This is a genomic window from Paraburkholderia megapolitana (assembly GCF_007556815.1).
GTDB classification, from domain to species: domain Bacteria; phylum Pseudomonadota; class Gammaproteobacteria; order Burkholderiales; family Burkholderiaceae; genus Paraburkholderia; species Paraburkholderia megapolitana.
Genome location: NZ_CP041743.1, coordinates 1,091,924 through 1,111,725 on the forward strand (window position 1 = coordinate 1,091,924; position 19,802 = coordinate 1,111,725).

Genomic DNA, 19,802 nt, shown 5'->3' on the forward strand with positions numbered 1-19,802 from the left:
GCGCGGCGTGGCGCGGCAGTCGATGCGTCGTAGCATACCGCAGCGCTATTGCCGCGCAACAAGAGCACTGTCACGACGCAATGAACGCTGCATTCGACGGCGCAGAGTGTGCGCGCAATGCCTCACGCAGCGCAGCGCTATCCCCCGACGGCGACGCGAATTCACGCTGCAACTGCGCGAGCGCTTCGTCGACGGACAGCGTGCTCTGCGCGCCATCGCGCCTGCGCAACGTGACGCTGCCACTGTCCGCCTCGCGTGCGCCGGCAATCGCCAGCACCGGTACGCGATACGCGCGCGCATCGACGATCTTGCGTGGCAACCGCTCCGACCGGAGGTCGGGCAGCACCCGCAGACCCGCATCGGCAAAACGCATCGCCAGTTCGTCCGCATATGCGTATTCCCGCTCGCCGACATTGGCCACGACAATCTGGTCGGGCGCGAGCCAGCCCGGCAGCCAGCCGTCGTGATGTTCGAGCAGAACGCCGATGAAACGCTCGAGGCTACCCAGCACCGCGTGATGAATCATCACAGGCCGTGCCTTCGCTCCGTCGCGACCGATGTAGTTCGCGTCGAGCCGCTCGGGCAGCACGTAATCGAGCTGCGCCGTTCCGCATTGCCAGCTTCGTCCGTAGCGGTCCGTCAATAGAAACTCAAGCTTCGGACCATAGAACGCCCCTTCGCCCGGCTGAATCCGCACCGCAAGATCCGCCGCCACAGCCGCCTGCGCGAGCAGCGCTTCGGCGCGGTCCCACATCGTATCGTCGCCGGCGCGCTGCGCAGGCCGCGTCGATAGCGCGACATCGAAGCCCGCAAAACCGAAATCCGCATACACGTGACGCAGCAGCACGCAAAACCGCACGAGTTCGCTGACTACCTGTTCTTCCGCGCAGAAGACATGTGCGTCGTCTTGCGTGAAGGCCCGTGCACGCATCAAGCCATGCAGCGAGCCGGAAGGCTCCGCACGATGCACTGCACCGAACTCCGCGTAGCGAACCGGCAACTCGCGCCAGGAACGCACGCGCTTGTTGAAGATCTGCACGTGGCATGGGCAACTCATCGGCTTCAGGCACGCGACATGACCGTCGTTATCGAGTGCGTACATGTTCGCGCCGAACTTGTCCCAATGACCGCTCTGTTCCCACAACGAGCGCGCAAGCAGTTGCGGCGTACGGATCTCGCGAAAGCCGGCCTGCTGCATACGCGCGTGAATATAGCCTTCCACCGCGCGATATAACGCTAGCCCGCGCGGATGCCAGAAAATCATCCCGGGACCTTCGTCCTGCTGGTGAAACAGATCGAGCGCATTGCCGAGCGCCCGGTGATCGACGTCTTCCACGATATTCTCCTTCGGGTTGTGCACGCGAGCCGGACGGAGAATAAAAAAAGCCCCGTCCTCTGCGGGCGGGGCTTTGGGTGTCTTGCGACGCGTCTACATCAGCGCATGCGATCTCCCCGCGACCCGCCCATGGCGGTCGTGGTGGTGGTCGTGGTGGTGATGAAGTGTGCGTTCATGCGATGACTGTAATGGCGGCGTGACGTGGTTGTCAATTTGCACGTGATTGCGGAAAGTCGTCGTAGGATAGTGCGTAGCGATTGTATAAACCACACGTCGCGCTCCTACGAGCGCACCAAGGAGGATTCACCGTTGCCGATTCACATCCGTCCAGCCGTCGAACACGACGCACCGCTGATCCTGCAATTCATCACCGAACTTGCTGTGTACGAGAAAGCCGAGCATGAAGTCGTGGCCACCGCCGACACCATCCGCACGAGCCTCTTCTCAACCGGCTCGCCAGCGCACGCGCTGATCTGCGAAATCGACGGAGAGCCCGCGGGCTTTGCGGTGTATTTCTTTTCGTACTCGACGTGGCTCGCGCAGAAGGGGCTGTACCTGGAAGACCTGTACATCTCGCCGCGGTTTCGCGGTACCGGCGCCGGCAAGCGCCTGCTGCATCATCTCGCGCAACAGGCCATCGCCGATGGTTGTGGACGCTTCGAATGGAGCGTGCTCGACTGGAACGAGCCGGCCATCCGCTTTTACGAAACGGTCGGCGCGAGCCCGCAGTCCGAGTGGGTGCGCTATCGCCTCGCCGGCGAAGCGCTGCGCGCATTCGCGGGACAAACCGTCGCGTCATAACCGCATCGTCTTGCGCACCGCGCAAGACCGTACCTGCCCGCTCCGTGCAACGCGGACGCGGGCCCTTCATCCACCCGGGCTCTTTCCCAAATCTTGCAGCCCCTCTCACGGTTCCTTTCGAAACTGCATCTTTTGGTAAGAACATCGAAAGCGAGCCGTCTCTATAGCTTCACACCTGAATGTTCCAATGCGAACGCTCTGATGCACGCCCCAACCGGCTCCGCATTGGCAGTGCGCCGACCCCACACGCATGGCGCGCAGTCCGCCGATACCGGAGACCCGAACAATGAAATCAACCAACCAAGTGGAGCCTCGCAATATGTTTCGTCGAGCCTTGATCGCTGTCCCGCTCACTGGACTGGCGCTCGCGATGTATGCCTGCGGCAGCAACAACGACATTAAAAGCGTCACCGCGCAGAACGCGCTGAAGACGGCCACCCCCATCAAGCACCTCGTTGTGATCTACAACGAAAACATCTCGTTCGACCACTACTTCGGGACTTACCCGAACGCGACGAACCCGAGCGGTGAGCCGACCTTCAACGCCGCGTCCGGCACGCCGACCGTCAACGGTCTGACCGGCTCGCTGCTGACCGCGAACCCGAACTCGACGAACACCGCCAACGGCGCAAACGCTGCGAACCCGTTCCGTCTCGATCGCACGCAGGCCGCGACCGCCGACCAGAACCACTCGTACACGCCGGAACAGCAGGCTGAGGACAACGGCGCCGCCGACCTGTTCCCGAAATACACCGGCAACGGCACGAGCGGTGGTGCAGGCGCATTCGGCACGAAGGGCCAGGTCATGGGCTACTTCGACGGCAACACGGTCACCGCGCTGTGGAATTACGCGCAGAAATTCGCGATGAGCGACAACGCGTATACGTCGACCTACGGTCCGTCGACACCGGGCGCACTCGAAGTCGTGTCGGGCCAGACTAACGGCATGCAGATCGTCAAGACGACGAAGCAGCCGTCGACGCTCGCCGCCACCTCGTACTACATCAACGACGGCCAGGGCGGCCTGACGATGATCAACGACGTCGATCCGGGCAACGACGTGTGTTCCAGCACCACCGATACCGCGCTGATGACCGGCAAGAACATCGGTGATCTGCTGAACGCGCAGAAGATCACGTGGGGCGGCTTCATGGGCGGCTTCAACCTCGGCACGACCAACGGCAACGGCACGACCGGCTGCAAGCGCAGCACGATCGCGACCGCCGTGAACGCTGCAACGGCCGACTACGTTCCGCACCACAACTGGTTCCAGTACTTCGCATCGACGGCTAACCCGCAGCACACGCGCCCGAGCGCAACTGCGGCCATCGGCCAGAGCCTCGAAGCCGACGGCAAGACGCCGGAACCGGCGAACCACGAGTACGACACCGACGATTTCTTCGCAGCGGTGCAGGCCGGCAACTATCCGTCGGTCAGCTTCCTGAAGGCACCGGCCGCGCAGGACGGGCATGCTGGCTACTCGGATCCGCTCGACGAACAGGCTTTCGTCACCAAGGTGATCAACTTCCTGCAGCAGCAGCCGGACTGGAACAGCACCGCGGTCGTCGTCACGTATGACGACTCGGACGGCTGGTACGACCATCAGTACACGACGCCGACGAACCCCTCGTTCAGCGCCATCGACCAGTTGAACGGCAACGCTGTATGCGGTACCGGCTCGCCGCTCTCGGGCGTTGCTGGCACCGGTCCGGTCAACGGTCGCTGCGGTCCCGGTGTGCGGATTCCGTTCCTCGTGATCTCGCCGTGGGCGAAGACGAACTACGTCGATCACACGCTCATCGACCAGGCATCGGTGGTGCGTTTCATCGAGGACAACTGGCTGGGCGGCACGCGGCTTGGTGGCGGTGCGTTCGACGCAACCGCGGGCGACATCCGCGGCTTGCTCAACCTGAGCGGCACCGCGAACACGACGCCGCTGTACCTCGATCCGACGCTCGGCACGCAGGTCAGCACGCCGCCGGCACTCTGATTCCGGCAAGCAGCGCCGTTGTTCACCGCAGTAGCGGCCGACGCCAAGACGTCGGCCGCCAAATAGGTCTCCCGCCGTGTTGCAGCCGGATCATCGGTTGCCACACGGCTCTTTTGCTTGTCAGTCCCGCATAGAAAACGCCACATGACCGAGCTTTCTACTTCGCCTGCCCCGTCTTCCGGATCTTCGACGCCGGCCGGGTCCGCCGTGCAGCCCGTTCGCCGCGGACGTCGGCTGCTGCTTTCCCTCGTTGCCGTCGTCGTCGTGGCCGGGCTCGGCTTCGGCGCGTTCGCGCTCGCGTTTCCGGCCCAGATGCCGGACCCGATCGGCGAGGCAGTCGGCAATCTGACCGGCGCCAACCCTCATCCGGTGACGTTGACGCGGCTGCCGGTCGCGCCGCTCAGCGCGGTCGCGTTGCTCGGCAAGCAGCTCTTCTTCGATCCGAAGCTGTCTGCTTCGGGGCAGCAGTCGTGCGCGTCGTGCCATAGCCCCTCGCATGCGTACGGACCGCCTAACGATCTCGATGCGCAGCTCGGGGGGACGTCGATGGCGTTGCAGGGTTATCGTCCGCCGCCTTCGCTGATGTATCTGTATCGTCAGCCGAATTTCATGATCGGTCCGGATCAGGGCGAGAACGACGACGCGCCGAGTGTCGCGCAGCTGGCGGCTTCGTCGGCGGGGGTCGTCAAGGCGCAGAAAACCGCGGGCGCCGCGCCGCCCGCCGCACCGCAGATGGTCCCGCAGGGCGGCCTGTTCTGGGACGGTCGCGTGGACACGCTGCAGCAGCAGGCGTTTGGCCCGCTGCTCAACCCGGTGGAAATGGCGAACACAAGCATCGACACCGTCGCGCAAAAACTCGAGAACGCGCCGTACAGCAAGCAGTTCACGCAGCTATTCGGACCGCGCATCTTCGACGACAAACAACTGACCGTTTCCGAGGCGATGTTCGCGATTGCGCGCTATCAGGTCGAGGACCCGTCGTTCCACCCGTATAACAGCAAGTACGATCGCTGGCTCGAAGGCAAGGAACGTCTGTCGCAGGCCGAACTGCGCGGCCTGCATCTGTTCAACGATCCGAACAAGGCGAACTGTGCCGGCTGCCACCTCTCGAAGCCCGGCAGCGACGGCCTGCCGCCGATGTTCACCGACTACCAGTACGAAGCGCTCGGCGTGCCGCGCAATCGCGCGCTCGCGCAGAACCGCGATCCGAAGTTCTTCGATCTTGGGGTCTGCGGGCCGTTCCGCCAGGACCTGAAGGACCAGACGCAGTACTGCGCGATGTTCCTCACGCCGACTCTGCGCAATTCGGCGACGCGCCAGGTGTTTTTCCACAACGGCGTCTATCACACGCTCGATCAGGTGATGTCGTTCTATAACGACCGCAATACGAACCCGGGCAAGTTCTACCCGAAAGGGGCCGACGGCAAGGTCGACAAGTACGACGACATTCCGGCGAAGTACCAGAAGAACGTGGACGTGACGGATGCGCCGTTCGATCGCAACTTCGGCGACAAACCGGCGATGACCGATCAGGAGATGCGCGACATCATCGCCTTCGTGCACACGCTGAACGACGACCCGCCACCGACGCACTGAGGGTTGCGACCGGAGTAAGCACTAACCCGTCGACTGCTGTACATGCAACCGGCATCCCGGCGAACCCAGCGCCGCGATGCCGGTTCTTTTTTGAAAACCTTTCTTTTTCCTTTCATTAAAGCTTAAATAGCGCTTTCAATGACTGCGGGGAGACATCCATGTCGGACTTCATGCGAGGCGCGGTAACACTGGGCGGCTGTATTGGCGCGTTCACGCTGATCGTTAGCGCAATCGAATTGCTGGCCAACTGAACTGATGCACCGCCGGGCGGTTTGGCCTTCTGGGCCCCGACCGCCGCGGCACACCTGCCGAACCCACCCCCTGAAAATCCCCTTCTAGCGGCCCGGAAAATCCCCAAACGGATCGTCTGCCGCTGCCGATGTCGTTTCCTCAGACAGGTTGTACTCGGCCTGCACCTCATCGAGCACGGCCGCCACATCGCGCTCAAAGCCCGCGATATTGCCAAAGTGCTTCATCGTCCAGTTGCAGCCGGTTTTGTCGGGTTCCTGCAACTGCGGGCGCGGCACACGAATCTTCACACCATCTTCGACGACCGTATGAAGGCGGTGTATGCGCCGGCTGACTTCGTCCTGTAGCCGGGATGCGTTGAGTGTCTTGCGTTTCATCGGGCCTCCTTGCTCCATGTGCGGATGCAGGCTTGTCACGCTGGATTGCAGCGCGCGCCACGTCACGCCGCGAAAGCATAACCCCTCCTGTCCGTATGGCCCGCAAATCTGCGATCATCTGCGGTCCGTTTTGACGAAGCGATGCCCGCCTATGTCCTCTGCCCTGCACCTCGAAACCGACCGCTTGATCATGCGGCCGCACGTTCGCGACGATCTCGACGACTGCCTCGCGATGTGGTCCGACCCGACCGTTACCCGTTTTATCGGCGGGAAGCCGTCGACGCGCGAAGAAATGTGGGCACGGTTGCTGCGCTATATCGGGCACTGGACGCTGCTCGGCTATGGCTTCTGGGTGGTGCGCGAAAAAGCCAGCGGGCGCTTTGTCGGTGAAGTGGGCTTCGCCGATTTCAAGCGCGATCTCGAGCCACCGCTAGGGGATTATCCCGAGATGGGCTGGGCGTTAGCGCCGTCCATGCACGGCAAGGGGTACGGCACCGAGGCCGTGCAGGCCGCGCTGCGCTGGGCCGATGTGCACTGGCCGGCTGCGGACACCGTTTGCGTTATTGCACCGGAAAATATTGCATCGCTACGTGTGGCCAGCCGATGCGGGTTCGTCGAACATAGTCGCGCGATGTATAAGGACGCGCCGACCATCGTGTTGCACCGCGCCGCTGAGTCCGTTTGATCCTTATAGATCGAGGCGCAGCAGTACTTCAATGTCGCGCGCCAAATTATCTACAACTGATAGACGGGCGCCGAAATCGACCCTTACCGTTCAATGATCGCGGCTACACCAAGTGCAATGAAAAGTATGCCGGCACCATAGCGACCTATCGTCATCATGAGGCCCCCGGGCATAACATTCTTGCGAAGAGGATGCGCGAGCATGATGCAAACCAAGTCGGCTATCGAAAATAAAAGGTTGGCGCTCGCTCCAAGCAGGAATAGCTGCCAGCCGATCTGGAGTGTCGACGCCGGATCGGTAAACTGAAGCAGGAACGACATGTAGAACAATGCCGATTTTGGGTTCGACGCTTCGATGAGTGCGCTTGATGAGATTACGTTTCTCGATACAGCTCTCGGTACGTCGCTGCCCGGCCGGACACGAATACGTTGGATGCCGAGCCAGATCAGGTAGATTCCTCCCGCGACCCTCAGCGCGTGATAGAGCCACGGTGAAGTTTTGAGCACGACGACAGCGCCAATCGCAACAACGCATATCTGGAAGAATGCTCCGAGATGGATCCCTAATGCCGAAAGTAACCCCGTCCGACGGCCATGCTGCAGCGTGAGCGAGACGGTCTGAAGCAAGGCCGGGCCGGGGATAAATCCAAATCCGAGGCACGTGAGGACAAATGCGAGCATCGCATTTCCTGCCATCATATTTCGTCTCCGATCACGATACCGAGTCTGGCGCACTCCTTTCTTACTTGGTCGCGCGCATCTGAAAGTTGTTCTTTGGAAAGAGATGGCATGAAAACCTTGATGTAGTCATCAATTGCCTTCTCCCGGTCAAATATGTCGATACCACGATATTTTGACGCGATCTGATCACGAAAATGGTGAGGTGCGATTTCCAAATTGAGCTGCCTTGAGAACATATCAGCCGAATCCGGATTTGTCAGATAATAGAAATCTTTTGAGCCAGGCTCCGGAGAAAGAAGTTCGATATCCGCACTGATTATCACATCCTTTCCACTGCGCAGGAATTCGGTATACATTTGAACATTTTCCGCCAGCAGAGATTCGTTCATTCCTAAATGACCGAGTACAAAGCCAGCTTTGATCGAAACACGATGCTCACGAGCGTTTTGCAGCGCCCGCAAATTCGACTCATACATCCGTTTTGCCGCGAATGTGGGATTCTTGTTTTTGAGCGGCTTGTTGAGTGCCTGCAATGATAATGCCGCGCCCGCGTCTACGCCAACGAAGAGAATCCGGAAGCCGATGTGTCGCATGGCCTTCAATACCTGCTCTTTTTCCATACCGTCGGCTCTGGCGTACCCGACAAGAATCGGACGCTCGTTTGATGCAAGTGCTCCCCACCAGTCTGGAGGCGATTCGGCCATATCAAGCATCAGCCGTGCAAAGGTCAGCGGCAGTTCGTCCGCAGTGATATAGAGGTAATCGTATCCGGCCGACCAGGCCTGGTGAATCGCCTGCCAGGCTTGCGTAGCCGGCAATTCATTCTTCCACATACCTCCGTATTGAATCGAACAGAACGAGCAGGCATCGTCACCACTAAATTTTATACAACCACGACCGATTTCTACGGGAACTCCACGGTAAGCCTGTCGTCCGGTCAGTTGATGAATCCGCTCACCTAGGCGACGAGTGAAATTAGAAGAATAAATGGGTGAATGAGGTAATGCGCGGTCAATCAACTGATAGTCAATGATGCGATTAACTCCTTCGCGAATCTGGGGATCGACTACGAGTTTCCCACCAAGCCAACGAGTGCAGCCGGGGTAGACGCCGTCGGATCGACCCTGCTGACGATCCTTTAGGTAGTCTCCGAGCCCTGCGTAGATTTCGTTACCGATGAACCCGCAGTCGATCAGATCTCGATGGTGAGCGAGGATTTCCTGACTCATCGCCGAAAAATGATCGTTACCCATGATAACCGCGATGGCCGGGTCAATGCTCTTGATCGTCTGTGCGAGGATGATGGCCGCTTCATAATTCGCCGTAATCGTGCTTAGACAAACCGCAAGCGTTCGGTTGGCCCGGTCGCTGATTGCCGCAATGATGTTATCGAGATCATGTACTACACCATCGATATAAATCGACTCCATATCAGGTAGCGAGTCGACATATGAAGCAAGGGACAGAATTCCGAGATGAGGGAAATTTGCCCAGTCGGTATGTTGAACCCCTTTCGAAACATATTTTCCGTCTGCCTGCTGAGTGCCGACATCATTGCTGTTTGGGGGATTGATAAAGAAAACTACTACCCTCGGTTCTTTCATAAAGCCTCGTTTGTTTTGATCAATGCGACACGAAGACCAGCTCCATTTTTGAGATAAAATGCCTCGCAATACAACTGTATTGTCTTCGTAATCTAACTGTATTGTCTAGAAAAACGATGATTTGATAGATGCAACGTAGGGGAATATCCTCTATCGCAAAATTCAATGCGTAATGCATTAAATATCCGGGGACAGTCGTAGAACCGACGGTTAACCGTTTGATGTCTTTCCGTTCGACAGCAGCAAGGGCGATCTGTGGATTTTCGTGAAGCCGTTTCTCAATTCGCAGGGATTCGCGGTCGATACGTGAGGTGACGTTCACTTCATTTCGAAGAATGCGGACATCTCGGCCGTCTGCGGGCGTACTCGATGTGCCTTCTGAATTCGTTTCTCACCGTCACCCAGGCACGAACCCTGCACGAGGTTCAGGTCCTACTGATCAAAAAGTGAGGTCATGATGCAAATCCAGCCGACTGGATGGTTTCCGCTGAATCACCACGCGCCGGTTCGCGACGGGTGGTATGAGGTTCAGCTCGTGAGCGGCGAGACGGCGTTTGCCCGGTTCGATGCCGGCATATGGAGCGAGCAACCGCTGCTCGTTTTTACGCACTGGCGCGGACTCAGTGCAGATCCTGCGCGGTCCGGCTCAAATGAAACGATCGCTGCGGAAGCGGCCGCCGCCGAAGGCGTCCGCGCCGCGTGGAATGCGTTTTTCCCGGCTGCGGGGCAGGAGCCGCTCAAGCCGGTCAGTCACAAACCTGACAAACTTCACTAAACGTTTTACTGAGCGTCTCACTGAGCACGTGCGGCCGCACTGTCGTCGAGCAACTGGACCAGATACGGCTTCCACACCTCCGGATGCGCGAGCGTCTGGTGGCCGTACGACTGCGCGGTCTCCGGAATCTCGACGAAACGCCCGTGCGGGACCGCGGTGATCGCATGTTGCATGACGCCGAGATCGGCGGCATTGATCAGGTCGTCGGCAAAGTTGACGGCGTAGAGCGGCGCGCGAATCCGCGACAGTTGCGGCGCAGGGTCGTAATCCCACGATGATTCGAACCAGTACAGCGCATCGTTTGCGTCGATTTTCTGCGCGTCCGCAACGGTCGCATCGTAGAGGCGCGTGGCGGAGTCGCGATCGGGCGCAGCCGCCTGCATCCGCGCGGCGTTACCGGTGATCACCGAAAAGATCGGCATCGTGCGCGCCCATTGCGTGGGTTGCGTCGTGTAGTCGCCGTTGTTCCAGCCAGGATCGTTGCGGATCGCACCGATCACCATCTGCCGCCAGAACCAGTTGCGACCGGCCATCGCGATCGGCTGGCTCGCGATCGGCATCAACGCGTCAGCCATCTCCGGATAACGCTCGCCCCACATCCACGTCTGCATGCCGCCCATCGAAGTGCCGAGCACGAGCCGCAGATGATCCACGTGCAGCCCGTCCACCAGCAGACGGTGATTCGCTTCGATCACATCGCCGTACCCGTAATGCGGAAATTTCGTGCGCAGGCCGTCACTCGGTTTGCTGGAACCACCGCGGCCTAGTCCGTCGGGCATCACGATGAAGTAGCGCTGCGCATCGAGCGGCGCACCCGGCGCGAAGAGTTCGCGACGCATCGTCGGTGTCAGGAAAGCCCGGCCGGTGCCTGTCGTGCCGTGCATCAACAGAACTGCATTGGTCACCGTGCCATGCGTGTCGCGCTGCGGCGTGCCGAGCGTCGCGTAGTGGATGCGAATTTCCGGCAGCGTCGAGCCGTCGGAGAAATGAAAGTCGTGGATCGTGAAGTCCACGGAGCGCTCGGGCACACTGTCCGACGCCACCGCGCTGCCGGCCATACCGAGTGCGAGTACCGCCCACATTCCCGCAACGGCCACTACGAATCTGGATCGCAACACTGCATTCTCCTGTCGGCAACCGGCCGCTGATCGGTACGCGCGATATGGTAGGACAAAACCCGAGCAGAGGTCGTGCAACCGGGCCACCCAGGGGCCACCCAGCCGCGCCTTGACGAATTGTCCATCTTTAGACATTATATCCAGATGGCAAAGCAGACCAAGCGAACTCCCGAACAGACGCTGTTGATCGACCAGCTCAAGCAGGTCGCGCACGGTCTCGGCGAGACTTTCGCACCGTTTTGCGAAGTCGTCGTGCACGATCTGTTGCATCCGAAACACGCCATCGTCGCAATCCACAACAACCTGTCGGGTCGACAGGTCGGCGCACCCGCTACCGAACTCGGCCTCGCGCGTATTGGCGACGCGGACTATCCACAGGTGCTCGCGAATTACCCGAATCAGTTCGTCGACGGGCGGCAGGCAAAGAGTACGTCGATCGGTATCAAGGACTCGACTGGCCGTTACGTCGCGGCGCTGTGCGTCAACGTAGATCTCACACTATTTCGCGGCATGCAGGCCATGCTCACGCAGTTCGGCACGTCCGATCCGAATGCGGCACCGCAGGAATCGCTCGACCCCGCGGGGGCCGATACGATCCGCTGCCGTATCGACCGGTTCGCGGCGAGCCTCTCCACCGCGCCGCGTTCGTTGAAAGCTGAAGACCGGCGCCTGCTGATGCAGGAGCTGAAGCAGTCGGGCTGCCTCGAGGTGCGCCGCGCGATGGAGATCGTTGCGCAGTATCTCGGCGTATCGCGTGCAACCGTGTACGGCGATGCGAAAGAATAGTCATGAACGGCGCTTGGCGCGCGCAAGCCGCCGGGCTCAACCAGTCACGCTCACGAGGGAATGAACATGCTTACGCTGCCCACTTATGACGACGTCGCAGCCGCCGCCAGGCGCATCGAAGGCCACGCGCATCGCACGCCCGTCATGCGCTCGCGCACGATCGATGCAGAACTGGGCGCGCAGGTGTTCTTCAAATGCGAGAACCTGCAGCGCATGGGCGCGTTCAAGTTTCGCGGCGCCTTCAACGCGTTGTCGAAATTCGACGACGCGCAGCGACGCGCGGGTGTCGTTGCATTTTCGTCGGGCAATCATGCGCAGGCCATCGCGCTGTCGGCTGCGCTGCTGAACATTCCCGCGACGATCATCATGCCGCACGACGCGCCCGCCTCGAAGGTCGCGGCGACGAAGGGCTACGGCGGCAACGTCGTGATGTACGACCGCTACACCGAAGACCGCGAGCAGATTAGCCGCAAGCTCGCCGAAGAACGCGGCCTCACGCAGATCCCGCCGTACGATCATCCCGATGTGATCGCCGGCCAGGGTACTGCGGCGAAAGAGTTGTTCGACGAAGTCGGTCCGCTCGATGCGCTGTTCGTGTGTCTTGGCGGTGGTGGCCTGCTGTCGGGGTCGGCACTCGCCACCCGCGTGCTCGCGCCCGACTGCAAGCTGTACGGCGTCGAACCGGAAGCTGGCAACGATGCGCAGCAATCGTTTCGCACTGGCAAGATCGTGCATATCGACACGCCCAAGACCATCGCCGACGGTGCACAGACGCAGCACCTCGGCGCTTATACGTTCGAGATCATTCGTCGCGACGTCGACGATGTGCTGACCGCGACGGACGCGCAACTGGTCGACTGCATGCGCTTCTTCGCATCGCGGATGAAGCTTGTCGTCGAACCCACCGGGTGCCTCGGCTTCGCGGCGGCGCGTCAGATGAAGGCGCAGTTGCAGGGCAAGCGCGTGGGGGTGATCGTCAGTGGCGGTAACGTCGACATGGAGCGGTTCTGCGCGCTGCTGGCGTAACCGTGCGATGTTGGGAACACACGACGCATGGTCTTATGCGTCGTGTCGCGGCATCGCACGCAGCGTGAAGGCCCAGAACAGCAGCCCGGCAAGCGTGATCGTCGCACCGAGCACACAGACGCCCGTCCATCCCGCCCACGCATAGACGTGCGTCGACGCAAGCGCGCCGGCGCCGCTACCCGTCGCATAGAACAGCATGTAGCAACCCACCAGGCGGCTGTGCGCATCGGGACGCGTACGAAAGATCATGCTCTGGTTGACCACGTGTATCGCCTGTCCACTCAGGTCGAGCAACAGCACACCGATCACGAGTGTCCACAGGCCCGATGACAGAAACGCTGCGGGCAGCCACGACAGCAGCAGCACAATCCACGCAACGCCGGTTGTCCATTCGCCTTTGCCGCGATCCGCCCAGTGACCGGCACGCGCCGCCGCCAGCGCACCGGCCGCACCCGCAAGGCCAAACGCACCGATCGCCGTATGTGGCAATGCGAACGGTGGCGCACTGAGCGGCAATGCCATCGCACTCCAGAACACACTGAACGCTGCGAACATCAGCATGCCGATCATGCCGCGAATCTGCAGCACGCGGTCGTGTGCGAGTAGCGTGAACATCGATTCCAGCAGCCGCAGATACGGTATGCGTACGCGTGGAGCCGGTTGCGCAGGCAACGTGTGCCAGAGCACCGGCAGCATGACAACCGCCAGCGCCGCCGACGTGAAGTAAACCGCGCGCCAGCCGGCAACGTCCGCGATGAGTCCCGACATCGTGCGCGCCAGCAGCAGGCCGATCACGACACCGCCCTGCGCCGCACCGACTACGCGTCCGCGTTCCCGCGGCGCCGCAACGGTCGCCGCGTACGCGATGAGCCCCTGCGTCATCGCGGTACCGAGCAGACCCGTCGCGAGCATGCCTGCCAGCAACAACGGTGCAGTCCGCGCCATCGCCACCGCGACCAGCGCGATGGCCAGCAACACCAGTTGCACAGCCATCAACCGATGTCGGTTCGCACGATCGCCGAGCGGCACGAGCAATACCAGCGCCAACGCACAACCTGCCTGGGTTGCCGTGATCACCCCACCGATCGACGCACGGCTCACATTGAAGTCACGGGCCAGCAGGTCGAGCAACGGCTGCGCGTAGTACACGTTTGCGACACTCAGACCGCAGGCAACGGCAAACAACAGCACCATCGATTGCTTCATCGGCAATGCCGCGCACGGCGTACCGCTGACCGCAGCTTCCGGCAACGACTCGACCTTTCCTGCACGCATGTCGATCCCTGATGAGAACAAGTTCCGAATTGAAACTTTCACGCAGTGTAGGAAATGTAGTTTTCTAATGCAACTAGAATGACAAAAGACCGCAGTCGCAACAAGGCGAATAGGTGAGATAAAACGGGAGCCCGAAAAACGATCGAATCGGCGCGAATTGCGCGGCCGCCCGGGCTGGCGGTTTCAGCGCAACGCTGCCGCGCCCACTTCCGTATGCAGCCACGCGCGCAGCGCGTCGATCGCCGGCAGCTTCCCACTGTCCGGCCGCCAGACGATGAAATGCGCATGCACATCGATCACGCTGCGCTTCCACAATTGCACCAGCCGCCCGGACGCGAGATCCGCTTCGATCACCGAGCGGCGTGCGAGCGCAATGCCGTCGCCGCGCAACGCCGCATCGAGCAACTTCGCGCCATCGGTGAACGACACCGCGCCAGACGGTTCGGTCATGTCGAGACCAGCGGCCTGAAACCACGGCTCCCATGGCTGCGCCGCGTGCCGCAACAGCGTGCAGTGTGCGAGATCGGCGAAGCGGCGCGGCAGTTTGCCGCCGCGATAATGCGGGCTCGCAACGGGAAAGACTTCCTCATCCATCAGCTTGTCGGCGTGCAGTCCCGGCCACTCGCCGGGACCATAGCGCAGTGCCACGTCCACGCGATCGCGGTGATCGAGTTTCGCCAGTGCAACACCCGGGCGGATGTCCACCGCGATCTCCGGATGCGCGGCACAGAACCGCGGCAGGCGTGGAGCAAGCCAGCGCTCGGCGAAAACGGGCAGCACGCTGATCGTCAGCCGGGCAGGTGCGTTGTCCGGCGCGCGAACAGGCGCACGCCCATGCGTCGTCTCGCCGAATGCACGCTCCAGCACGCGCAGGCCCTGACGCACCTGGAGCGCAAGATCATGCGCGCGCGGTGTCGGTATGGCGCCGCCCGGCGTGCGTTCGAATAGCGACACATCCAGTTGCGACTCGAGTGCGCGCACATGCTGGCTGACCGCGCCCTGCGTCAGCGCGAGTTCGTCGGCGGCGCGCGTGAAGCTGCGCAGCCGCACAGCGGCTTCGAAAACGCGCAGCGTTTGCAGCGGTGGGATGCGGGAAGAAAAAGCCATGACCGCATTAGTATCACTAATGCCGTGACCGTACAAATCATCGTTTGAAGGCGAGCGGGTCGGCTCATAAACTTGCTTCATGAACTACACCCTCTACTACTCCCCCGGCGCCTGTTCGATGGCGGTCCATATCGCGCTCGAAGAGCTCGGCGTTGCGTACGAACTCGAAGCCGTACCGATTGCGCAAGGTGCGACACAACAGCAAGCGTATCTGTCGATCAATCCAAAAGGGCGCGTGCCTGCGCTGCGGTTGCCCGGCGAGACCAGTGTGCTCACCGAGTTACCGGCCATCCTCACGTATCTCGCGCGCCAGCATCCGGCGGCCGGCCTGCTACCCGTGAATGACGCCGCCGGCGAGGCCCGCTGCCATGAATGGCTCGCGTGGCTGGTCGGCTGGATACACGCGATTGGTTACGGCGAGATCTGGCGACCCGCGCGCTTCACCGGCATCGAAGCCAACCACGACGAGATTCGTGCGAACGGCAAACAGGTCGTGCTCGATGCGTACGCGAAGATCGAAGCAGCGCTCGCGGACGGTCGCGAATGGGCCGTGCCAGGTAGCTATACGATTGTCGATCCGTTTCTGTTGGTGTTGTACGCCTGGGGCATGCGGATCGGTATCGACATGCGCGCAAACTACCTTGCGTGGAGTGGGCATATGCAGCGGTCGCTGGCGCGCCCCGCGGTACAGCGTGTGCTGCAACGCGAAGGCATCGCGCTCGCAGTTTGATTACCCAGTTTCTCAATGACCGGGGCGATGCCGTATGACGTCCATCGCCTCCGAAGCGCGGTGCGCGTCCCTCATCCCTTGGGATAGCACCGCTCGTACTGTTCCTCAACACCTTCGAACAACGTCCAGAACGACACCGGCACACGCCCGTTCAGCCGCTCGACTAGCACGGCCAGATGAGTGTGCCAGCCGCCCGAAACATTGACCTGCGCGTGACGACCCGACAGCTTGCGATGCGTCAATACGAAACGCACCTTGTCGCCAAGCGCCGCCAGTTCGATCAGTACATCCGAACGACCACCATCCGCACCATCGCTCCACGTGAAGCCGAGCGTATGCGGCGGTTCGTAGCGCGTCACCCGATGCATCGACGAAACACCGTCTTCGTATTTTTTGAAGCGCTCGGGCGTGGGCGTCTTCTCCGGCGACAGATTTCCATGATGAAAGAACATCTGAAACTCGCCACCGACCTGCGCCGGCACATCGTCGCCGCTCGCGAGCCACTGCCCGCGTTTGTCCGACTCCACGAGATAGCGCCATACGCGCTCGATCGGCCCCGGCAGCAGGCGCTCGAAACGCACCGTCTGCGTGCCGCTTGCGACGCCGAAATCGCTTTCGTCGCTCATCTGGGTGTCTCCTTACGATTGGGTAAAGGCATGCCATCGGATGTGGCATCGTCCTGCTGCAGAAGCTGTTCGAGCGTGTCGAGTCGCGCGCTCCAGAAACGTTCGTAGAAACGCAGCCACTGATCGGCCGCGGCAAGCGGCCCCGCCTCCATCCGGCAGATATGCGAGCGACCTTCGATACGACGCCGGATCAACCCCGCGCCTTCGAGCACCTTCACGTGTTTCGACGCCGCCGCGAACGAGATCTCGAACGGCTCGGCCAGTTCGCCGATGTTGCGCTCGCCGTCAGCAAGGCTGGCGAGCATTGCGCGCCGGGTCGGATCGGACAGCGCGTGAAAGACATCGTCGAGGGAAGATTCGGGATTCGCCATGTGCCGGAGTATAGGTATATCCCACTCTTTATTCAACCAAACGGTTGAGCAATTTTTCGTAGCGACGGCTCAGGGCCGCCGGTATTGCGACAGAAAAAGTGCCGGGTCACGGGTGTCACACGCGATAGATTGATTTAATTGGCATCGTGATTTTCGATGCCCTCTAATGAAAACCTCCGTTGTCTGTCGTCCGACTGCCCTTCCCCCGGAGAATCCCATGGCTCAGCCTCAGCCGAACGTTGACGAAGTAGTAAAGGCCATCGCCGCTGAAACGAACACCCCTGCGGAGACAGTCTCGAAGATCTACGCCGACACGCTGGCCGACTACAAGGCGGATGCCCGGATCCTCGATTACATGTCGGTTCTCGTCGCGAAGAAAGTTCGCGAAACGCTGCGACAATCGCGACACTGAAACGCGCAATCGGCTGCGCGCTCGCGCGGCCGGGATTTCACACCAGTTCCGTACTCGGCAGGCGTACAGCCTCGAGCCGCTGCGTTGGCTTGTGCTCGCCAAGCGAGCGGATCACGCGCGCGAGCCGTGCGACCAGCGCATCGGCTTTCTCCGCCGGCACGCCCGCGTAGCCGAGGATGAAGCCGTTGTAATCGCTGGCATCGGTGCCGGGCAGGCAATACGTGCTGAGCGGCGCGATGTAGAGCCCGTGGTCGCGCATTGCGTCGCTGACTTCGCGATCCTGCAACGGTGCATCGAGACGCACGGTTAAATGCATGCCGCCGCCATCCGCCGACAGCGTGACGAGATCGCCCATCTGCCGGTCGATCGCGGCGACGAGCGCGACCCGGCGTTGTTGATAGAGCCGCCGCATCCGTCGCAGATGACGCGCGTACTTGCCGCTGTCGATGAAGTGCGCCAGTGCGATCTGTTCCGCCACGCGCCCCTGACGCGCGATCTCGCCCAACGCTTCATCGATCTGCTGCACGAGATGCGCCGGCACGATCATGAAGCTCATCCGCAGTGCCGGAAACATCGTCTTGCTGTAGGTGCCCAGATAGACCACGGGCGCATGCGCCGCGAGCCCCTGGATTGCCGGTAACGGCGGCCCGTTGTGCCGCAACTCGCTGTCGTAATCGTCCTCGATGATCCACGCGCCGCAGGCCATGGCGTTCTCGATGATCGAGCGGCGCCGCTCGAGGCTCAGCACGCAGCCGAGTGGATACTGGTGCGACGGCGTCGTATAGACGAGCCGCGGCGGTGTCTCGCGCCAGTGGCGCGGCGTCGGCGCGATACCCGATGCATCCACCGGAATCGGCTCGAGCCGCAACCCCGCCGTCTGAAACGCGGCCTTCGCGCCGTGATAGCCGGGATTCTCGACCCACGCGGTTTCGCCAGGATCGGCGAGCAGGCGGGCGCATAGATCGAGGCTCGCCTGGGTGCCTTGCGTGATGAAGACCTGATCCATCGAACAGCGCACGCCGCGCGAAACGCGCACGTACTCTGTAATCGCACGCCTGAGCGCAGGGTGCCCGGCACTGTTGCCGTAGCCGAGCTCGTGCGGATCGATCGTGCGCCATGCGCGCTCCACCGACGCACGCCACTGCGCCACCGGAAACTCATCGAGTGCAGGCACGCCCGGGCGAAACGGCGTTGGATTGTCGGGGCCGCCGCGCTCGCGCGGCAGGTCGGCCACACGTCGCGACAGACGGCTCGCGGTGCCGCCGGTGCCGCGCAGATCGGCGGATGCGGAAAACGCCACGCGGCTCACCACCGAGCCATGCCGGCTCGTCGTGATGAAGCCTTCCTCGGTCAGCCGCTCGTATGCGTACAACGCGGAATTGCGCGCAATGCCGAGCTGCTCGGCCAGCGCGCGCGTCGGCACGAGCTGCGTGCCGTAGCGCAGATCGCCGTCGAGTATCGCCTGACGCAGGCTCTCGTACAGCAGATTCTGCTGGGTCAGCTTGCGGCCGTTTGTCCGCTTCGCGAAGTTCGACATCAGCAGCGCGTAGTCCAAGATGCGTGGCTCCAGATTTTGCTTTCGAGGTGGAGCTAACAATGGTGCCACAAATTTTCTATCCTGCTTCCTATCGAACAATCGAAGCCATGCCGAAGCCATGCACCAAGGAGCCCGACCCGTGACAGACACACTCCCGATCCGCCCCGTAACGCCCGCCGATTTCGACGCGTGGCTGCCGCTCTGGGACGGCTACAACGCGTTCTATGGGCGCACCGGTGCAACCGCACTTCCACGCGCGATCACCGACCTCACGTGGAATCGCTTTTTCGATGGCTACGAACCGATGCATGCGCTGGTCGCCGAACGCGACGGGCAACTGGTCGGACTCGTGCATTACCTGTTTCATCGCAGCACGACGCTCGTGGGGCCGACCTGCTACTTGCAGGATCTGTTTACGCTCGCTAGCGAACGCGGCAAGGGTGTCGGCCGTGCGCTGATCGAAGCGGTTTATGCGCGTGCCAAGGCTAGCGGCTCATCGCGCGTGTACTGGATCACGCAGGAAACCAACACGACTGCGATGCGGCTTTACGACGACGTGGCCAGTCGCCCGGGATTCGTCGTCTATCGCAAGGAACTGTAAACACACGCCGTGAGCGCGCGCCGCGTCACGGCTCGACCCCACATTCCCCTTTCATCGCATAGCGCTCATAGCGCTTCTCGCCGATCTGCTGAAGCGAAGCAGCACCCTCCCATCCGGCCC

The 19,802-nt window shown here is 61.5% G+C and carries 20 protein-coding genes; 10 read left to right on the forward strand and 10 right to left on the reverse strand.

Annotation, left to right across the window (positions count from 1 at the left end):
• Positions 1 to 70 precede the first annotated feature (70 nt).
• Positions 71 to 1,336 carry a threonine--tRNA ligase gene (gene thrS, locus FNZ07_RS04645; RefSeq protein ID WP_091011845.1) on the reverse strand — a complete coding sequence of 422 codons (1,266 nt, stop codon included), beginning with the start codon at positions 1,334 to 1,336 and terminating at the stop codon, positions 71 to 73.
• A 309-nt stretch (positions 1,337 to 1,645) separates the two neighbouring features.
• Here thrS and FNZ07_RS04650 point away from each other — a divergent pair, with 309 nt between their 5' ends.
• The 3 genes from FNZ07_RS04650 (at position 1,646) to FNZ07_RS04660 (ending at position 5,723) form a co-directional block, all read left to right on the forward strand.
• Positions 1,646 to 2,137, forward strand: a complete 492-nt coding sequence (locus FNZ07_RS04650) for a GNAT family N-acetyltransferase (protein WP_091011847.1) — start codon at positions 1,646 to 1,648, stop codon at positions 2,135 to 2,137.
• 319 nt (positions 2,138 to 2,456) lie between these two features.
• Positions 2,457 to 4,127 (forward strand): phospholipase C, encoded by a 1,671-nt coding sequence (locus FNZ07_RS04655; protein ID WP_091011850.1) that lies wholly within the window; start codon positions 2,457 to 2,459, stop codon positions 4,125 to 4,127.
• Between the two features lie 144 nt (positions 4,128 to 4,271).
• Complete coding sequence (locus FNZ07_RS04660) at positions 4,272 to 5,723, forward strand: cytochrome-c peroxidase (protein ID WP_091011853.1); 1,452 nt, start codon at positions 4,272 to 4,274, stop codon at positions 5,721 to 5,723.
• Positions 5,724 to 6,058: 335 nt separating this feature from the next.
• On the opposite strand, the gene FNZ07_RS04665 is transcribed toward FNZ07_RS04660, so the two are convergent.
• The gene (locus tag FNZ07_RS04665) at positions 6,059 to 6,349 is read right to left on the reverse strand and encodes a hypothetical protein (RefSeq protein WP_091011856.1); all 291 of its coding nucleotides are present in this window, start codon (positions 6,347 to 6,349) and stop codon (positions 6,059 to 6,061) included.
• A gap of 151 nt (positions 6,350 to 6,500) precedes the next feature.
• Between FNZ07_RS04665 and FNZ07_RS04670 the strand changes: the two genes are divergently transcribed.
• Complete coding sequence (locus tag FNZ07_RS04670; protein WP_091011858.1) at positions 6,501 to 7,034, forward strand: GNAT family N-acetyltransferase; 534 nt, start codon at positions 6,501 to 6,503, stop codon at positions 7,032 to 7,034.
• Between the two features lie 83 nt (positions 7,035 to 7,117).
• Here the strand turns inward: FNZ07_RS04670 and FNZ07_RS04675 are convergent, their stop codons facing one another.
• Both FNZ07_RS04675 and FNZ07_RS04680 read right to left on the reverse strand, forming a co-directional pair.
• Complete coding sequence (locus FNZ07_RS04675; RefSeq protein WP_091012824.1) at positions 7,118 to 7,729, reverse strand: LysE family translocator; 612 nt, start codon at positions 7,727 to 7,729, stop codon at positions 7,118 to 7,120.
• On the reverse strand, positions 7,729 to 9,318 hold the full coding sequence (locus FNZ07_RS04680) for a B12-binding domain-containing radical SAM protein (protein ID WP_091011860.1): 1,590 nt from the start codon (positions 9,316 to 9,318) through the stop codon (positions 7,729 to 7,731). The genes FNZ07_RS04675 and FNZ07_RS04680 overlap by 1 nt, the downstream gene beginning before the upstream one ends.
• Positions 9,319 to 9,772: 454 nt before the next feature.
• Here FNZ07_RS04680 and FNZ07_RS04685 point away from each other — a divergent pair, with 454 nt between their 5' ends.
• Complete coding sequence (locus FNZ07_RS04685) at positions 9,773 to 10,093, forward strand: hypothetical protein (RefSeq protein ID WP_177228278.1); 321 nt, start codon at positions 9,773 to 9,775, stop codon at positions 10,091 to 10,093.
• 17 nt (positions 10,094 to 10,110) lie between these two features.
• On the opposite strand, the gene FNZ07_RS04690 is transcribed toward FNZ07_RS04685, so the two are convergent.
• Positions 10,111 to 11,175: an alpha/beta fold hydrolase gene (locus FNZ07_RS04690; protein ID WP_091012827.1), complete on the reverse strand. Its 1,065-nt coding sequence runs from the start codon at positions 11,173 to 11,175 to the stop codon at positions 10,111 to 10,113.
• Between the two features lie 180 nt (positions 11,176 to 11,355).
• Between FNZ07_RS04690 and FNZ07_RS04695 the strand changes: the two genes are divergently transcribed.
• Together FNZ07_RS04695 and FNZ07_RS04700 are read left to right on the forward strand one after the other, a co-directional pair.
• Positions 11,356 to 11,997, forward strand: coding sequence for a helix-turn-helix transcriptional regulator (locus FNZ07_RS04695; RefSeq protein WP_091011862.1), 642 nt, complete (start codon positions 11,356 to 11,358; stop codon positions 11,995 to 11,997).
• A gap of 60 nt (positions 11,998 to 12,057) precedes the next feature.
• Positions 12,058 to 13,023: a threo-3-hydroxy-L-aspartate ammonia-lyase gene (locus FNZ07_RS04700; RefSeq protein WP_091011864.1), complete on the forward strand. Its 966-nt coding sequence runs from the start codon at positions 12,058 to 12,060 to the stop codon at positions 13,021 to 13,023.
• 33 nt (positions 13,024 to 13,056) lie between these two features.
• Here FNZ07_RS04700 and FNZ07_RS04705 read toward each other — a convergent pair whose 3' ends face one another.
• Both FNZ07_RS04705 and FNZ07_RS04710 read right to left on the reverse strand, forming a co-directional pair.
• Positions 13,057 to 14,298 carry an MFS transporter gene (locus FNZ07_RS04705; RefSeq protein WP_407670667.1) on the reverse strand — a complete coding sequence of 414 codons (1,242 nt, stop codon included), beginning with the start codon at positions 14,296 to 14,298 and terminating at the stop codon, positions 13,057 to 13,059.
• A gap of 183 nt (positions 14,299 to 14,481) precedes the next feature.
• Positions 14,482 to 15,405 (reverse strand): LysR substrate-binding domain-containing protein, encoded by a 924-nt coding sequence (locus tag FNZ07_RS04710; protein WP_091011866.1) that lies wholly within the window; start codon positions 15,403 to 15,405, stop codon positions 14,482 to 14,484.
• Between the two features lie 79 nt (positions 15,406 to 15,484).
• On the opposite strand from FNZ07_RS04710, the gene FNZ07_RS04715 reads away from it, so the two are divergent.
• Positions 15,485 to 16,135, forward strand: coding sequence for a glutathione S-transferase family protein (locus tag FNZ07_RS04715; RefSeq protein ID WP_091011868.1), 651 nt, complete (start codon positions 15,485 to 15,487; stop codon positions 16,133 to 16,135).
• A 71-nt stretch (positions 16,136 to 16,206) separates the two neighbouring features.
• On the opposite strand, the gene FNZ07_RS04720 is transcribed toward FNZ07_RS04715, so the two are convergent.
• Both FNZ07_RS04720 and FNZ07_RS04725 read right to left on the reverse strand, forming a co-directional pair.
• Entirely contained in the window at positions 16,207 to 16,761 is a 555-nt protein-coding gene (locus FNZ07_RS04720) for an SRPBCC family protein (protein ID WP_091011871.1), read from the reverse strand.
• Positions 16,758 to 17,132 carry an ArsR/SmtB family transcription factor gene (locus FNZ07_RS04725; protein ID WP_091011873.1) on the reverse strand — a complete coding sequence of 125 codons (375 nt, stop codon included), beginning with the start codon at positions 17,130 to 17,132 and terminating at the stop codon, positions 16,758 to 16,760. The genes FNZ07_RS04720 and FNZ07_RS04725 overlap by 4 nt, the downstream gene beginning before the upstream one ends.
• 217 nt (positions 17,133 to 17,349) lie before the next feature.
• On the opposite strand from FNZ07_RS04725, the gene FNZ07_RS04730 reads away from it, so the two are divergent.
• Entirely contained in the window at positions 17,350 to 17,544 is a 195-nt protein-coding gene (locus FNZ07_RS04730) for a DUF3562 domain-containing protein (protein ID WP_091011876.1), read from the forward strand.
• Positions 17,545 to 17,581: 37 nt separating this feature from the next.
• Here FNZ07_RS04730 and pdxR read toward each other — a convergent pair whose 3' ends face one another.
• Positions 17,582 to 19,099 (reverse strand): MocR-like pyridoxine biosynthesis transcription factor PdxR, encoded by a 1,518-nt coding sequence (gene pdxR, locus FNZ07_RS04735; protein WP_091011878.1) that lies wholly within the window; start codon positions 19,097 to 19,099, stop codon positions 17,582 to 17,584.
• A 100-nt stretch (positions 19,100 to 19,199) separates the two neighbouring features.
• Between pdxR and FNZ07_RS04740 the strand changes: the two genes are divergently transcribed.
• The gene (locus tag FNZ07_RS04740; protein ID WP_407670668.1) at positions 19,200 to 19,682 is read left to right on the forward strand and encodes a GNAT family N-acetyltransferase; all 483 of its coding nucleotides are present in this window, start codon (positions 19,200 to 19,202) and stop codon (positions 19,680 to 19,682) included.
• Positions 19,683 to 19,802: the final 120 nt, after the last annotated feature.